The following is a 14,879-nucleotide window of genomic DNA, read 5'->3' as shown; positions in this document are numbered from 1 at the left end:
CCGAGTCTGGAAAGATGGGGCCGACGATGACGTCGCCCCCCTAGGTCAGGGCCGTAAGCACCACGCCACCCGCACATACAAGGAGCGGACAGATGCCCATCGCAACCCCCGAGGTCTACAACGAGATGCTCGACCGGGCGAAGGCAGGCAAGTTCGCCTACCCGGCCATCAACGTGACCTCGACCCAGACCCTGCACGCTGCGCTGCGCGGCTTCGCGGAGGCCGAGAGCGACGGCATCATCCAAATGTCCACCGGCGGCGCCGAGTTCCTGGGCGGCCAGTACAGCAAGGACATGGTCACCGGTGCCGTGGCCCTGGCCGAGTTCGCCCACATCGTCGCCGAGAAGTACCCGGTCACGGTCGCGCTGCACACGGACCACTGCCCCAAGGACAAGCTCGACGGGTACGTGCGCCCGCTGCTGGCGGTCTCCGAGGAGCGCGTCAAGGCCGGCCGCAACCCGCTGTTCCAGTCCCACATGTGGGACGGCTCGGCGGAGACCCTCGCCGACAACCTGGCCATCGGCCAGGAGCTGCTGGAGCGCGCCCGCGCCGCGAAGATCATCCTCGAGGTCGAGATCACCCCGACCGGCGGCGAGGAGGACGGCGTCACGCACGAGATCAACGACTCGCTGTACACGACGGTCGACGACGCCATCCGTACGGCCGAGGCCCTGGGTCTGGGCGAGAAGGGCCGCTACCTGCTGGCCGCCTCCTTCGGCAACGTGCACGGCGTCTACAAGCCGGGCAACGTCGTCCTGCGTCCGGAGCTCCTCAAGGAGCTGAACGAGGGCGTTGCCGCCAAGTACGGCAAGCCCTCCCCGTTCGACTTCGTCTTCCACGGCGGCTCGGGCTCCTCGGCCGAGGAGATCGCCACGGCCCTGGAGAACGGCGTCGTGAAGATGAACCTCGACACCGACACGCAGTACGCGTTCACCCGCCCCGTCGCGGACCACATGCTCCGCAACTACGACGGTGTCCTGAAGGTCGACGGCGAGGTCGGCAACAAGAAGACCTACGACCCCCGCACCTGGGGCAAGCTCGCCGAGGCCTCCATGGCCAAGCGGGTCACCGAGGCGTGCGCCAACCTCCGCTCCACCGGCACGAAGATCAAGTAGTCCCGGTCCTCTCCGGCGAAGGGCCCGCCCCCCGTGGGGCGGGCCCTTCGCCGTCACCAAGCCTGGCCGTACGGCGCCCGACGCGGGATGATCGGCTGCATGGCTGCCCCGCCGCAGGAGACCCCGGCCATCAGGATCGCCTCGCCCCAGGGCAGGTGGATCCTGCTGGCCACGGTGCTGGGGTCCGGCATGGCCCTGCTGGACTCGACCGTCGTCAACGTCGCCCTGCCCCGCGTCGGCCGCGACCTGGACGCCGATCTCGCCGCGCTCCAGTGGACGGTCAACGCGTACCTGCTCACCCTGGCGGGCCTGATCCTGCTCGGCGGTGCCCTGGGCGACCACTTCGGGCGGCGGAAGATCTTCGTGATCGGGGTGGTGTGGTTCGCGGCGGCCTCGCTGCTCTGCGGGCTGTCGCCGAGCGCGGGCGTCCTCGTCGCGGCGCGCGCCCTCCAGGGGGTCGGCGGGGCGCTGCTCACCCCCGGTTCGCTCGCGCTGATCCAGGCGTCCTTCCATCCGGACGACCGGGCGAAGGCGGTGGGGCTCTGGTCCGGCTTCGGCGGAGTCGGGGCGGCCGTGGGGCCGTTCCTGGGCGGCTGGCTGGTGGACGGGCCGGGCTGGCGCTGGGTCTTCCTCCTGAACGTCCCGCTGGCCCTGCTGTGCGTGCCCGTCGCGGTACGGCACGTCCCCGAGTCGGCCGACGGGCGAGCCCACGGGCACTTCGACGTGCTCGGCGCGGTGCTGGCCGCCGTGTCGCTGGCCCTGGTGACGTACGCGCTGACGGAGGCCCGCAACGGCACCGTCGTCGTGGTGGTCACGGCGGTCGCGGGGCTCGCGGCCGGGGTGGCGTTCGTGGTGGTGGAGCGGCGGCGGCCCGATCCGATGCTGCCGCTGGAGGTGTTCGCGTCCCGGCAGTTCACGGCGGTCAACCTCGTGACCCTCTGCGTGTACGCGGCCTTCGGCGGCTTCTTCTTCCTGACCGCGCTCCAGCTCCAGGTGGTGGCCGGCTACTCGGCCCTGGAAGCGGGTACGGCCCTGCTGCCGACGACCGTGCTGATGCTGCTGTTCTCGGCCCGTTCCGGTGACCTGGCCCAGCGGATCGGCCCGCGGCTGCCGCTGACGGTGGGGCCGCTGCTGTGCGCGGCCGGGATGCTGCTGATGCTGCGGGTGGGGCCGGACACCTCGTACGTGCCGGACGTCCTGCCGGCGGTGCTGGTCATGGGCGCGGGCATGGTGACCCTGGTCGCACCGCTCACGGCCACCGTGCTGGCCTCGCTGGACGCCGGCCGGGCGGGGCTGGCCAGCGGGATCAACAACGCGGCGGCCCGGGTGGCGGGCCTCGTCGCGGTGGCGACGCTGCCGTTGCTGGCGGGGATGGGGCCGGAGGCGTACCGGTCGGCGGAGCAGTTCGACGCCGCGTTCCGGCGGGCGATGCCGTGGTGTGCGGGGGTGCTCGTCGTGGGGGCGGTGGTGGCGTTCACGACCGTACGGCGGCCTCGGCCGGAGTGCCGGCGCCCGCAGTGCCGTACGCACGGCTGGCTTACGGCCCCTCCCCTGGAGTCGGCCCGCCCGTCCCCCGACCCTCCGGAACCCCCGCGCTGACCCCGGCCGACGGGGGTGGACCGGCGCCCACGGGTACCGCCCACGCAGGCCCAGTCACCCCACGCGGATCCGGCACCCGATGCCGCAGCTGGGTGGGGTGGGTCGGCGAGCCCGGCGCCTACGGGGTGCCGCTGCGCCCACCCGTGCCGCCCCTAGCGGCACGCATGCCCGCAGCTAGGGCCACCGGGCCCGCGCCCCCGCGCCACGGCCCCCACATACCGCAAGCCGCCATCGCACCGGAGGGGCCGTGCCGGTACATCAAATGGCCGTCGAGACGGGGACGTACCCGACCGAGGAACGCTGGTAACGGGGGCCAGCAACAACTACCGACGGCCGGATGTACCGGCACGGCCCCGACCCATCCACCGGCCCCACAGCGCGCGGCGCCCACCGCTCCCTCCGGCCCCGCCGCGCCCGGCGCCCACCGCCCCCTCCGCATGGCGCAGACTGGAGCCCATGAGCCTTCACGAGAACCTCCTCGGGGGACCGCCCCCGACCGAACTGCCCGACGACCCGGAGCCCCGCGAGCTCCTCGCGAACGGCACTCCCCCCGCCGACGTCGCCGCGAAGTACCCCACCTCCTCGCTCGCCTGGGCCCAGCTGGCCGACGACGCCTTCGAGCGCGCCAGCGTCGTCGAGTCGTACGCCTACGCCCGTACGGGCTACCACCGCGGCCTGGACTCCCTGCGCCGCAACGGCTGGAAGGGCCACGGCCCGGTCCCGTGGGAGCACGAGCCGAACCGCGGCTTCCTGCGCGCCCTGCACGCCCTCGCCCGCGCCGCGCAGGCGATCGGCGAGCAGGAGGAGTACGAGCGCTGCAGCCAGTTCCTGAAGGACTCCTCGCCCACGGCGGCCCAGACGCTGGGCTAGGCCCCGTCGCCCCGACCGCCGGCCGCGGTCGCCGGGCCCGCCTGGTGTGACCAGGCGGGCCTTGCGGTTTCGGGGGACCATTGCGGAGGATGCGCGGTGGGGACCGGGGCCCCCGTGCCGGTAACGGCAGGGGCGGACCGCTACCCGGAGTACGCAACAGGAGACAGCGATGTCCCAACAGGCTCATCAGACTCAGCCCGCAGAGGCTCAGGAGCCCGAGACCCCGCATCTCGACTTCCAGGGGACCACGCCTTACGAGGACTACGTGCAGGCGGACGTCCTGACCCACCTCCAGCACACCCTCTCGGACGACCCCGGCGAGATGGTCTTCCTGGTGACGACCCAGGTCATGGAGCTGTGGTTCACGGTCATCGTGCACGAGTGGGAGACCACGGCGCGCGCCCTGCGCGCGGACGACGTGAAGACGGCCGTCGCCGCGCTGAAGCGCTCGGTCCGCGAGCTGGAGGCGCTCAACGCGTCCTGGCGCCCGCTGGGCCAGCTGACCCCGGCGCAGTTCAACTCGTACCGCAGCGCCCTCGGCGAGGGATCCGGCTTCCAGTCCGCGATGTACCGCCGCATGGAGTTCCTGCTCGGCGACAAGTCCGCGTCGATGCTCGTCCCGCACCGCGGGGCACCGCGCGTGCACGCCGAGCTGGAGAAGGCGCTGCACGAGCCGAGCGTGTACGACGAGGTGCTGCGGCTGCTCGCGCGGCGCGGGTACGCGATCCCGGACGCGGTGCTGGAGCGCGACGTCGCGAAGAAGTACGAGCCGTCGCCGGAGGTGGAGGCCGTGTGGACGGAGCTCTACGCCGGGGACGAGAGCGGTGAACTCGCCCGCCTGGGCGAGGCGCTGACCGACGTGGCCGAGCTGGTGTGGCGCTGGCGCAACGACCACTTGGTGGCGACCCGCCGCGCGATGGGGGCCAAGACCGGCACCGGCGGCTCGGCGGGCGTGGCCTGGCTGGAGAAGCGGGCGCAGAAGAACGTGTTCCCCGAGCTGTGGACGGCGAGGTCCCATGTCTGAGGTGCGCACCAGGGCGAAGGAACTGGACGCGGCCGACCCGCTCGGCGCACTGCGCGAGCGCTTCGTGCTCGACGACACCGTGTACCTGGACGGCAACTCGCTGGGCGCGCTGCCCGTGGCGGTGCCGGGCCGGGTGGACGACGTGGTCCGCAGGCAGTGGGGCGAGCTGCGCATCCGGTCCTGGGAGGAGAGCGGCTGGTGGACCGCTCCGGAGCGGATCGGCGACCGCATCGCCCCGCTGGTGGGGGCCGCCGCCGGCCAGATCGTCGTCGGTGACTCGACCAGCGTCAACGTGTTCAAGGCGGTCGTCGGCGCGGTGCGCCTCGCGGGGGAGGGGCGCGACGAGATCCTGGTCGACGCCACGACGTTCCCGACGGACGGGTACATAGCGGCGTCGGCGGCGCGGATGACCGGGTGCACGCTGCGCGCGGTGGCCCCCGACGAGGTGACCGGGGCGCTGGGCCCGCGGACGGCGGCGGTGCTGCTGAACCACATCGACTACCGCACGGGCCGGCTGTACGACCTGCCCGGGCTGACGGCGGCGGTGCACGAGGCCGGGGCGTATGCGGTCTGGGACCTGTGCCACAGCGCGGGGGCTCTGCCGGTCGGACTGGACGAGCACGGGGTCGACCTGGCCGTCGGCTGCACGTACAAGTACCTGAACGGGGGCCCGGGTTCACCGGCGTACCTCTACGTGCGCGCGGAGCTCCAGGACCGTTTCGACTCGCCGCTGCCCGGCTGGAACTCGCATGCCGAACCCTTCGGCATGCGGGGGGAGTTCGAGCCCGCGCAGGGTGCGCTGCGCGGCCGGGTCGGCACGCCGGACATCCTCTCCATGCTCGCGCTGGAGGCGGCTCTGGAGGTGTGGGACGGCGTCGGAGTCGAGGCGGTGCGGGCCAAGTCGCTGGCGCTGACGGACTTCTTCCTGGAGTGCGTCGCGGCGTACGTGCCCGAGGGCCGCGTGGAGTCCCTGACCCCGGCGGCGCACGAGGAGCGGGGCAGCCAGGTGGCGCTGCGCTGCGCGGACGCCGGTGCGGTGATGAAGCGGCTCATCGAACGCGGAGTGGTGGGCGACTTCCGGCACCCGGACGTCCTCCGCTTCGGGTTCACCCCGCTGTACGTCGGCTTCGCGGACGTGGAACGGGCGGTACGGGTCCTGGCGGAGGTACTGGAGTAAGCCCCACGGCCCGTCGTGCGGGCGGAACCCACAGCCCGCCCGCACGACGCACCGGCCATCCACCGGGGCCCCACGCACCGGAACCCGCACCGCGCCGGACCCGGCACCACACACCGGACCGGGGCGCCACGCACCGGAACCCGCACCGCGCCGGACCCGGCACCACACACGGACCGAGGCGCCACGCACCGGAACCCGCACCGGAAAACGGCCCCTCCGCACGGAGCGGCGGCGGTCACCCGTCGGTCGTGTACACCCCGGCCGCCGCCGCAGCCACAGCGGCCCGTGCCGCCCGGTCCGCGGCGGCCGGGTCGGGAGCCGTGCCCGTGGTGAGCAGGGTGTAGTACAGCGGAGCGGACACGGCCCGCACGACCTGCGCCGGGTCGGTGCCGGCAGGCAACTCCCCGCGCTCGACGCCGCGTCGGACGCACGGCACCCACTCCGCGACGCGCACCTCGTAGAAACGGGCCAACGCCTCCGCCGTACGCGCGTCGCACGTGGCCGCCGCGATGACGGCGCGGAACAGCGCGCCCTGCCGGGGGTCGGCCAGCGTCCGCTGGACCAGCGCGGCGTTGGCGCGCAGGTCCTCCAGCACGGAGCCCAGGTCGGTACGGCTCAGGGACTGCTCGGCCATGTCGGCGAGGAGGTCCGCGACGAGGCCGGTGACGTTGCCCCAGCGGCGGTACACGGTCGTCTTGCCGACCTCGGCCCGCCGGGCCACATCCGCGAGGTCGAGGTGCGCGAAGCCCCGCTCGACCAGCATGTCCCCGGCCGCCCGCAGTACGGCGGCACGCACGCGCGCGGTGCGGCCCCCGGGTCGTACGGTGCCGGGCTCGGCGGACATGCGGCCTCCTGGGGATGCGGCGGAAGGGGTGGGGCGGACTGGAACATGCCGGACAGGGACAGGACAAGCCGGCCGAGAAGCACAGCGCACAGCGCACAGCGCACAGCGCATGTCGCACATCGCACGTCACGCGCCGCCCGGCCGGGATGCGGTGGTCCGAACCGGGGGAACCGGGGACTACCGCGCACCCACCACCAGCGTAACGAAACAGCAGAACCGTTTAACCCTCACCCAGCGTGACATCCACCTGTCCGCGCACGTCACCGGCCTGATACCGTCCCCGCCAACGGCCGAATCCCTCCTGGCCCCCTCCGAACCACCTCCGTCTTCCCGTCCAATTCCGTTTCGCCGCTGAGAGGTTGGAGCATGCCGGACGACGCCGTCCCCCGTGATGCCGAAGGCCGTGACGACATCGTCCGCGACGCCGCCGAAGAGGCGTCCGCCTTCTCGCATCCGGCCGTCGACCCGGACTCCACCGTGGCGTACGGCGACCACCCCGACCAGGTGATCGACTTCTACGCCCCGCGCGGCCCCGAGACGGCCGTGCCCGCGCCGGTCGTGGTGGTCCTGCACGGCGGGGCGTGGCGGGCGCCGTTCGACCGCCGGCACGTGACCCCGTTCGCCGACTTCCTGGCCCGGCGGGGCTTCGCCGTGGCCAATGTCGAGTACCGGCGCGGCAGCGCCATCCCCGCGCAGGGCGGCACCGGCCCCGTCGCGGGCCGCTGGCCGGACACCTTCGACGACGTCGCGGCGGCGCTCGACGCCCTGCCCGGCCTCGTCCGGGAGGCGCTGCCCCAGGCCGATCCGCGCCGTGTCGTCGTCACCGGTCACTCGGCGGGCGGGCACCTGGCGCTGTGGGCGTCCGCCCGCCACCTCCTGCCGGCCGACGCCCCCTGGTTCCTCGACCGTCCGGCCCCGCTGCGCGGCGTCGTGGCGCTCGCCCCGGTCGCCGACCTCGGTGTCGCCGAGAAGCTGGACGTCTGCTCGGGCGCGACGGTCCAACTCCTCGGCGGCGGCGCCAAGTTCGCCGAGCGCAGGGCGTACGCGGACCCGGCCCTGCTGTTGCCGACCGGCATCGCGACCACGCTCGTGCAGGGCCGCGGCGACATCGTGGTGCCGCAGGCCGTCGCGGAGTCGTACGCGGACGCGGCGGCCAAGGCCGGCGAGGTGGTCGGCCTGACCCTCCTGGAGGGCGTGGGCCACTTCCCTCTCATCGACCCCGCGGCGGACGCGTGCGCCGTGGTCGCCGAGGAGATCGCCCAACTGGCCTGGTGACGACGGGAGCGCCGCCCGGCACGGCTCCGTACCGGCGACCAGGCACCCGCACCCTCCGCCGCCTGGTCCTCCCCGTAGTACCTGAGAAGGATCCGGGAGGACCCCTCTCACTGGGGACGACCGGGGCCCGCGCTCGCCCTACGGTTCTGTATGTGACCGAGACGACCCGGACGAAGACGATGCCGATACCGGTGGGCGGTGCCGACGACGGGCGCAGCCCCGAGTTCAGGCTGGCCATGGGTGCCCTGCGGAGGCTGCGCGAGGACCTCTTCCACGACGCCTTCGCCTACCGGCCCCTGCCGCCGCTGCGCGGGGACGGTCCGCTGTCCCGCCGGCTCCCCGAGCGGGCCCGGCGGTACGCGGCCTGGACCCCGCACGCGCTGGTGACGGCGGCCGCGCTGCTGGTGCTGCTCATCTCCGCCACGTCCAGCGAGGGCGGCGGCGGTCTCACGGACCTGCTGACGGTGATCCTCTCGGTGACGCCGGTCCTGCTGACGCTGGTGAGGCCGGTCGGCGCCTTCTGGTTCTCCATGACGGCCTCGCCGGTCGTCGCCATGCTCGGCACCGCGTGGTCGGACTGGCCCTGGGCGCCCGCCACCTTCGCCACCCACCTGGTCGTCCTCACGGTCGTCGCCGCCCGGACCCGTCCGCGCACGGCGGCCTGGATGTGGGCGCTGACGGCGGCGTACGGCTTCCTGATCGAGACGCTCCTGGGCGGCGGGCACTACGCGAGCAACAGCGTGCCGTTCCTGTTCGTGTCGGCGCTCGCCCTGCTGGTCGTCACGGTGGGGCAGGTGCGCCGGCAGGCGGAGCGGGAGGTGACCGCCCAGCAGACGGTCACCGCCCACGAACGGTCCCGGCGCACGCTCCTCGAGGAGCGCACCAACATCGCCCGCGAGCTGCACGACGTGGTCGCGCACCACATGTCGGTGGTCGCCATCCAGGCCGAGGCCGCCCCGTACCGCGTCGAGAACCCGCCCCCGGAGCTGGAGAAGGCCTTCGCCACGATCCGGGAGAACGCGGTCGCGGCGCTGACCGAGCTGCGCCGCGTCCTCGGCGTCGTACGGGCCGAGGACTACGAGGCGCCGGACGCCCCGCAGCCGACGCTCGCCGACCTCGACGCGCTCCTGGCGAACGTGCGCGAGGCGGGCCTGCCCGTCGACAAGGCGGTCACCGGCGCGGTGCGCGAACTGCCGCAGGGCGTCGAGCTGTCGGCGTACCGGATCGTGCAGGAGGCGCTCAGCAACACCCTGCGGCACGCGCCGGGCGCGACGGCCCGTGTCGAGATCGGCTACGTGCTCGGCGGACTCGGTCTGCGCGTCGTGAACGGCCCGGCCCCCGGGCCGTCCTTCGAGAAGTCCACGCACGGCGCGGGCCACGGCATCACCGGGATGCGCGAGCGCGTCTCGATGCTGAACGGCGAGATGACGGCGGGCGGCACGGCCGACGGCGGCTACGAGATCTCGGTCTTCCTCCCGGTGGCCCTCGCCGAGGAGTCCGCATGACGGGCGACACGGCCGGCAGGGACGGCGACACGTTGAACGGCACCCACGGCACCCACGGCACCCAAGCCCCCGGCGCCCAAGGCACCCCCGGCACCATCCGCGTACTGATCGCCGACGACCAGGTGATGGTGCGTGAGGGGTTCTCCGTGCTGCTCGGCGCCATGCCGGACATCGAGGTGGTCGGCGAGGCGGTCAACGGACGCGACGCCGTGCGGCGGGTGCGCGAACTCTCCCCGGACGTCGTCCTGATGGACATCCGCATGCCGGAACTGAACGGCATCGAGGCGACGCGGGAGATCGTCGCCGCGGACGGGGCGGCGAAGGTGCTGGTGCTGACCACCTTCGACCTGGACGAGTACGTGTACCAGGCGCTGCGGGCGGGAGCCTCCGGGTTCCTGCTGAAGGACGCCTCGGCCCGCCAACTGGCCGACGGGGTAAGGGTGGTGGCCTCGGGTGAGGCGTTGCTCGCCCCCTCGGTGACCAGGCGCCTGATCACGGAGTTCTCCAAGCTCTCGGAGGCGCCCCGCTTCCCCGCCGGGGCCCAGGCGGCGTACGGGGAGCTGACCGAGCGGGAGACGGAGGTCCTGGTCCTGATCGCGCAGGGCCTCTCCAACGCGGAGATCGCGAGCCGCCTGGTCGTCGCCGAGTCCACCATCAAGACCCACGTCAGCCGGATCCTCGTCAAGCTGGGGTTGCGCGACCGCACGCAGGCGGCCGTGTTCGCGTACGAGGCACGGCTGGTGCGACCGGCCTGAGGCGCCGGACGGGTCCCCGGGCCGGGTCCGGAGGCGGACGCGGGGCGCGGCCCGCCACGGGCCGACACCCCTGGTCAGCCGGGGGTGCGGCGGGCTAGCGTCCGGACATGACTGCCTTCGACCCCTGGGACCCGGCGTTCGTCGCCGACCCCTACCCCGCGTATGCCGAGCTGCGTGCCCAGGGCCGCGTGCACTTCTACGAGCCGACCGGCCAGTGGCTGGTGCCGCACCACGCGGACGTCTCGGCGCTGCTGCGGGACCGGCGCCTGGGCCGCACGTACCAGCACCGGTTCACGCACGAGGACTTCGGGCGCACGGCACCGCCCCCGGAGCACGAGCCGTTCCACGTCCTGAACGACCACGGCATGCTCGACCTGGAGCCCCCGGACCACACCCGGATCCGGCGGCTGGTGTCGAAGGCGTTCACCCCGCGCACGGTCGAGCAGCTGCGGCCGTACGTGCACCGGCTGGCGTCCGAGCTGGTCGCGGGCCTGGTGGCGGCGGGCGGCGGCGATCTGCTGAGCGACGTCGCCGAACCGCTGCCGGTGGCGGTGATCGCCGAGATGCTGGGCATCCCGGAGTCGGACCGGGCACCGCTGCGGCCCTGGTCGGCGGACATCTGCGGGATGTACGAGCTGAAGCCGTCCCCGGAGACGGCGCGGCGGGCGGTGCGGGCGTCCGTCGAGTTCACGGAGTACCTCCAGGAGCTGATCGCGCTCCGCCGCAAGGAGCCGGGCGACGACCTGGTCTCGGGGCTAATCGCGGCGCACGACGAGGGCGACCGGCTGACCGAGCAGGAGATGATCTCCACCTGCGTGCTGCTGCTGAACGCGGGACACGAGGCGACGGTCAACGCGACGGTGAACGGCTGGTGGGCGCTGTTCCGGCACCCGGACCAGTTGGCGGCCCTGCGCGCCGACCGGTCGCTCGTCCCGACGGCGGTGGAGGAGCTGATGCGCTACGACACCCCGCTCCAGCTCTTCGAGCGGTGGGTCCTGGACGACATCGAGATCGACGGCACGACGGTCCCGCGGGGTTCGGAGATCGCGATGCTGTTCGGTTCCGCCAACCACGACCCGGCCGTGTTCACCGAGCCGGAGAAGCTGGATCTGGCGCGGAAGGACAACCCCCACATCTCGTTCAGCGCTGGCATCCACTACTGCATCGGGGCGCCACTGGCCCGGCTGGAACTGGGCGCCTCCCTGGACGCGCTGCTGGAGCAGGCACCCGGCCTGAGCCTGGCGTCCGAGCCGGAGCGCAAGCCGAACTTCGTGATCCGGGGGCTGGAGGGGCTGCGCGTCGAGGTCTGAGAGCCCGCCCCGTGGCGCCGCACCGATCCGGCGGCGGCACGGGCGGCCCCTCCAGAGCGGCTTACGACCCACCCTCAGCCGCGAGCCGCCCGCGCCCCCGCACCCTGAGCCGCGAGCCGCCCGCGCCCCCTCACGCTGAGCCGCTGACAGCCGCTCACGGATCTCCCCTCAGCTGCTCATGTCCCGTCGCCTCAGCGCCGCCAGGCCCGCCGCGGTGAGGGCCGCCGCGATCCCGGTCAGGACGAACACCGGCGGCCACGCCATCGAGCCGCCCGGCAGCTTCGGCAGGTGGCCGAAGGGGGAGAGGTCCATGACGGACCGCGGCACGTCCAGCGCGGGTCCGATCCAGCCGAGGAGGAGGGCCGCGCCCGCGACCGCCCAGGCGGCCGGGGCAAGGCGCGGCGAGACACCGTGGAGGAGGACGGCGAGTCCGCCGACGACCCAGACCGCGGGCAGCTGGACCAGGCAGGCGCCGAGGACGGGGCCGGGCCCGTGGCCGTATCCGGCGGCGAGCCCGAGACCGCCGACGGCCATGAGCAGGGCGGACCCGCCGAAAGCGACGGCCAGGTGCCCGGCGGCCCAGCGCAGCCGCCCGACCGCGCCCGCGAGGACCGGCTCGGCCCGACCCGAGGTCTCCTCGGCGTGCAGGCGCAGCACGGACTGCACGACGTAGAGGGCGCCGACCATGCCGAGCAGGCCGGCCAGGGTGCCGAGGAAGGCGTCCGTGATCCCGGACTCACCGCCCATCCGCTCGATGATCTCCCGGGTCCTCTCGTTGTCGCCCACGAGACCGGCGGCGCCCTTGGTCATCGCGCCGAAGGCGGCTCCGGCGGCCAGGTAGCCGAGGCTCCAGCCCAGTAGGCCGCCCCGCTGGAGGCGCCAGGCCAGCGCGGCCGCCGATCCCAGGCGCCCGGTGGCGGGTCCGGGCCGGGTCGGCAGGAAGCTCATGCCGAGGTCGCGGCGGCCGGCCAGGACGTAGGCGGCGGTCCCCTGGAGGGCGACGGCGGCGGCGAGGAGCGCGAGCACCCACCACCGTTCGCCGGCGAAGGGGCGCAGGTTCTCCAGCCAGCCGAGCGGGGAGAGCCAGGCCGGTACCGACGAGCCGACCGCCGTGGCGGAGTCGCCGGACGCCCGCAGCACGAACGCCGTCCCGAGCAGGGCACCCGTCAGCCCCTTGGCGAGCCGGGCGCTCTCGGTGAACTGGGCGAGGACCGCCGCCGCCGTCGCGAAGACCATCCCGACGCCGGCGACGCCGAGGCCGAGGGCGAGGGCTCCGGCGGCACCACGGCCGGCGAGTCCGGCCGTGACGAGCAGCGCGAGGGCCGCGTTCGCCACGAGCGCCACCAGCAGCGACGCGGTCAGCGGGGCGCGCCGTCCGACCATCGCCGAGGAGATCAGCTCCTGACGTCCGCTCTCCTCCTCGTCGCGGGTGTGCCGTACGACGACGAGCAGGCTCATGACGGCGGCGAGGACGCCCGCGAAACCGCCGATGCGCCAGGCCGTGAGCGCGCCGAGCGAGTCGCCGTACACGGGCCCGTACATGGCGCGCAGGGAGCCGTTCGCCCGCACCTGGGCCACCACCCCGGCGCGGTCGGCGGCGGTGGCGTACACGCTCTCCAGGGCGCCCGGCACGGAGAGCACGGTCGTAGCGACGACGAGGACCCACAGGGGGATCATCAGCCGGTCCCGGCGCAGCGCGAACCGCAGGAGGGCGCCCGTCCCGGCCAGCGGGCGTGACCCGCCGGGGCGGGGGACCGCACGGGCGCCGGTGGTCAGGGCGGTCACCGCGTCACCGCCCGCCGCGCGTCCCGCGCCGGTACGTCGTCCTGGTAGTGCCGCAGGAACAGCTCCTCCAGGGTGGGCGGGGAGGACTTCAGCGACCGTACGCCCGAGGCGGTGAGCGCCCGCAGGACGGCGTCCAGCCTGTCGGTGTCGACCTGGAGCCGCACCCGGCCCCAGACGCCGTCAGGGCGGGTCCCCGCGGGCTCCACGGCCAGGTGGTGGACGCCCGGCAGGTCCGCGAGGCCGTCGGGCGGGCCGGCGAGCTCGGCGGTGACGCTGGTACGGGTCAGGTGGCGCAGTTCGGCGAGGGTGCCGCTCTCCACGGTGACGCCCTTGCGGATGATGCTGACCCGGTCGCACAGCTCCTCCACCTCGCTGAGGATGTGCGACGACAGCAGGACGGTGCGGCCGCGGTCCCGCTCCTCCTCGACGCACCGCTGGAAGACCTCCTCCATCAGCGGGTCGAGGCCGGAGGTGGGCTCGTCCAGGATCAGCAGGTCGACGTCCGAGGCGAACGCGGCGACGAGGGCGACCTTCTGGCGGTTGCCCTTGGAGTACGTACGTCCCTTCCTGGTCGGGTCCAGTTCGAACCGCTCGATCAGCTCGGCGCGGCGCGCGGGGTCGAGGCCGCCGCGCAGCCGCCCGTACAGGTCGATGACCTCACCGCCGGACAGGTTGCGCCAGAGGGTGACGTCGCCGGGCACGTACGCGACCCGGCGGTGCAGTTCCACGGCGTCCGACCAGGGGTCCCGCTCAAGCACCCGTGCCGTGCCCGAGTCGGCGCGCAGCAGGCCGAGCAGGACGCGGATGGCGGTGGACTTCCCGGCGCCGTTCGGGCCGAGGAAGCCGTGGACCTCGCCGGCCGCGACCTCCAGGTCGAGGCCGTCCAGCGCGCGCGTCGTCCCGAACGACTTGTGGAGCCCGGAGACGCTGATTGCCTTCGTCATGCTTCTGAACGTACGCTTCTTTCAGAAATTTGTGAACTTAAGGAATTGCGGAAAGGCTGGATAGACTCGGGGGTGGTACACGAGCGGGGAAGACGACGGGAGATGGTCCAGGGATGACGGAATCGGGCGGAGCCGCACGCGTCGGTGAGGATCCCGGGCGCGACGAGGAGTCGGTCTCCGTGTTCGTCGAGGGCTTCGCGGCGCAGCTCGTCGAGGCGGGGATGCCGCGGATGCCGGCCCGGGTGTTCACCGCGTTGCTCGCCTCCGACTCCGGGGCGCTCACCTCGGTCCAGCTCGGTGAGGGGCTGCGGGTCAGTGCGGCCGCCGTGTCCGGGGCGGTGCGGTATCTCGCGCAGCAGCACCTGGTGTCCCGGGAGCGGGAGCCCGGGTCGCGGCGGGAGCGGTATCGCGTGCACAGCGACCAGTGGTACGAGGCGCTGACCAACCGGGACGCCGCGATCAAGCGGTGGCAGTCCGCTTTGCGGGACGGGGTGGAGCGGCTCGGGGCCGGTACGCCCGCGGGGCGGCGGCTGGCCGAGACTCTGGCGTTCTTCGAGTTCGTCGACGGGGAGTTGGCCGGGGTGATGGCGCGGTGGCGGGTTCATCGTGAGCGGCTCTTCGGCGACGCCTGACCCGACGCCTGCGGTCACCCGGCCCACCGGGTTGACTCACGCCG

13 protein-coding genes are annotated in these 14,879 nt (G+C 73.7%); 10 read left to right on the top strand and 3 right to left on the bottom strand.

Annotation, left to right across the window (positions count from 1 at the left end):
• The first annotated feature begins 92 nt into the window (after positions 1 to 92).
• From fbaA to kynU, 5 genes are all read left to right on the top strand, one after another.
• Complete coding sequence (fbaA, locus tag ACFYQQ_RS17005; protein ID WP_355790996.1) at positions 93 to 1,115, top strand: class II fructose-bisphosphate aldolase; 1,023 nt, start codon at positions 93 to 95, stop codon at positions 1,113 to 1,115.
• Positions 1,116 to 1,214: 99 nt separating this feature from the next.
• Positions 1,215 to 2,714, top strand: coding sequence for an MFS transporter (locus tag ACFYQQ_RS17000; protein ID WP_355790999.1), 1,500 nt, complete (start codon positions 1,215 to 1,217; stop codon positions 2,712 to 2,714).
• A gap of 456 nt (positions 2,715 to 3,170) precedes the next feature.
• Positions 3,171 to 3,584, top strand: a complete 414-nt coding sequence (locus ACFYQQ_RS16995) for a DUF3151 domain-containing protein (protein ID WP_355793884.1) — start codon at positions 3,171 to 3,173, stop codon at positions 3,582 to 3,584.
• Positions 3,585 to 3,753: 169 nt separating this feature from the next.
• Positions 3,754 to 4,608, top strand: a complete 855-nt coding sequence (locus ACFYQQ_RS16990) for a tryptophan 2,3-dioxygenase family protein (protein ID WP_355793885.1) — start codon at positions 3,754 to 3,756, stop codon at positions 4,606 to 4,608.
• Positions 4,601 to 5,785 carry a kynureninase gene (kynU, locus tag ACFYQQ_RS16985; protein ID WP_356163784.1) on the top strand — a complete coding sequence of 395 codons (1,185 nt, stop codon included), beginning with the start codon at positions 4,601 to 4,603 and terminating at the stop codon, positions 5,783 to 5,785. The genes ACFYQQ_RS16990 and kynU overlap by 8 nt, the downstream gene beginning before the upstream one ends.
• A gap of 235 nt (positions 5,786 to 6,020) precedes the next feature.
• On the opposite strand, the gene ACFYQQ_RS16980 is transcribed toward kynU, so the two are convergent.
• Positions 6,021 to 6,629, bottom strand: a complete 609-nt coding sequence (locus ACFYQQ_RS16980) for a TetR/AcrR family transcriptional regulator (protein WP_356163785.1) — start codon at positions 6,627 to 6,629, stop codon at positions 6,021 to 6,023.
• A gap of 366 nt (positions 6,630 to 6,995) precedes the next feature.
• On the opposite strand from ACFYQQ_RS16980, the gene ACFYQQ_RS16975 reads away from it, so the two are divergent.
• The 4 genes from ACFYQQ_RS16975 to ACFYQQ_RS16960 all read left to right on the top strand — a co-directional run bounded on the left by ACFYQQ_RS16975 (position 6,996) and on the right by ACFYQQ_RS16960 (position 11,474).
• The gene (locus tag ACFYQQ_RS16975; RefSeq protein WP_355793054.1) at positions 6,996 to 7,904 is read left to right on the top strand and encodes an alpha/beta hydrolase; all 909 of its coding nucleotides are present in this window, start codon (positions 6,996 to 6,998) and stop codon (positions 7,902 to 7,904) included.
• Positions 7,905 to 8,056: 152 nt separating this feature from the next.
• On the top strand, positions 8,057 to 9,409 hold the full coding sequence (locus ACFYQQ_RS16970; protein ID WP_355793052.1) for a histidine kinase: 1,353 nt from the start codon (positions 8,057 to 8,059) through the stop codon (positions 9,407 to 9,409).
• Positions 9,406 to 10,164, top strand: a complete 759-nt coding sequence (locus tag ACFYQQ_RS16965; RefSeq protein WP_388904811.1) for a response regulator — start codon at positions 9,406 to 9,408, stop codon at positions 10,162 to 10,164. The genes ACFYQQ_RS16970 and ACFYQQ_RS16965 overlap by 4 nt, the downstream gene beginning before the upstream one ends.
• Before the next feature lie 107 nt (positions 10,165 to 10,271).
• Positions 10,272 to 11,474 carry a cytochrome P450 gene (locus tag ACFYQQ_RS16960; protein WP_355787996.1) on the top strand — a complete coding sequence of 401 codons (1,203 nt, stop codon included), beginning with the start codon at positions 10,272 to 10,274 and terminating at the stop codon, positions 11,472 to 11,474.
• Between the two features lie 168 nt (positions 11,475 to 11,642).
• Here the strand turns inward: ACFYQQ_RS16960 and ACFYQQ_RS16955 are convergent, their stop codons facing one another.
• Positions 11,643 to 13,259 (bottom strand): ABC transporter permease, encoded by a 1,617-nt coding sequence (locus ACFYQQ_RS16955; RefSeq protein ID WP_355787999.1) that lies wholly within the window; start codon positions 13,257 to 13,259, stop codon positions 11,643 to 11,645.
• Positions 13,256 to 14,203 (bottom strand): ABC transporter ATP-binding protein, encoded by a 948-nt coding sequence (locus ACFYQQ_RS16950; RefSeq protein WP_355788002.1) that lies wholly within the window; start codon positions 14,201 to 14,203, stop codon positions 13,256 to 13,258. Before ACFYQQ_RS16950 ends, ACFYQQ_RS16955 begins: the two co-directional genes overlap by 4 nt.
• 113 nt (positions 14,204 to 14,316) lie before the next feature.
• Between ACFYQQ_RS16950 and ACFYQQ_RS16945 the strand changes: the two genes are divergently transcribed.
• Positions 14,317 to 14,835, top strand: coding sequence for a MarR family transcriptional regulator (locus ACFYQQ_RS16945; RefSeq protein ID WP_355788006.1), 519 nt, complete (start codon positions 14,317 to 14,319; stop codon positions 14,833 to 14,835).
• Positions 14,836 to 14,879 lie beyond the last annotated feature (44 nt).

It is taken from the genome of Streptomyces sp. NPDC005496, from assembly GCF_042872045.1.
In the GTDB taxonomy this organism is placed as follows: Bacteria; Actinomycetota; Actinomycetes; order Streptomycetales; family Streptomycetaceae; genus Streptomyces.
Note: the sequence above shows the minus strand (reverse complement) of the source record. Positions and strands in the feature narration are given on the sequence as shown.

Bases quoted from the DNA above. Each gene is read 5' to 3' on its own strand.
- ACFYQQ_RS16945 (WP_355788006.1), top strand. From the start codon at position 14,317: ATGACGGAATCGGGCGGAGCCGCACGCGTCGGTGAGGATCCCGGGCGC.
- ACFYQQ_RS16980 (WP_356163785.1), bottom strand. From the start codon at position 6,629: ATGTCCGCCGAGCCCGGCACCGTACGACCCGGGGGCCGCACCGCGCGC.
- kynU (WP_356163784.1), top strand. From the start codon at position 4,601: ATGTCTGAGGTGCGCACCAGGGCGAAGGAACTGGACGCGGCCGACCCG.
- ACFYQQ_RS16995 (WP_355793884.1), top strand. From the start codon at position 3,171: ATGAGCCTTCACGAGAACCTCCTCGGGGGACCGCCCCCGACCGAACTG.
- fbaA (WP_355790996.1), top strand. From the start codon at position 93: ATGCCCATCGCAACCCCCGAGGTCTACAACGAGATGCTCGACCGGGCG.
- ACFYQQ_RS16990 (WP_355793885.1), top strand. From the start codon at position 3,754: ATGTCCCAACAGGCTCATCAGACTCAGCCCGCAGAGGCTCAGGAGCCC.
- ACFYQQ_RS16965 (WP_388904811.1), top strand. From the start codon at position 9,406: ATGACGGGCGACACGGCCGGCAGGGACGGCGACACGTTGAACGGCACC.
- ACFYQQ_RS16975 (WP_355793054.1), top strand. From the start codon at position 6,996: ATGCCGGACGACGCCGTCCCCCGTGATGCCGAAGGCCGTGACGACATC.
- ACFYQQ_RS16960 (WP_355787996.1), top strand. From the start codon at position 10,272: ATGACTGCCTTCGACCCCTGGGACCCGGCGTTCGTCGCCGACCCCTAC.
- ACFYQQ_RS16950 (WP_355788002.1), bottom strand. From the start codon at position 14,203: ATGACGAAGGCAATCAGCGTCTCCGGGCTCCACAAGTCGTTCGGGACG.
- ACFYQQ_RS17000 (WP_355790999.1), top strand. From the start codon at position 1,215: ATGGCTGCCCCGCCGCAGGAGACCCCGGCCATCAGGATCGCCTCGCCC.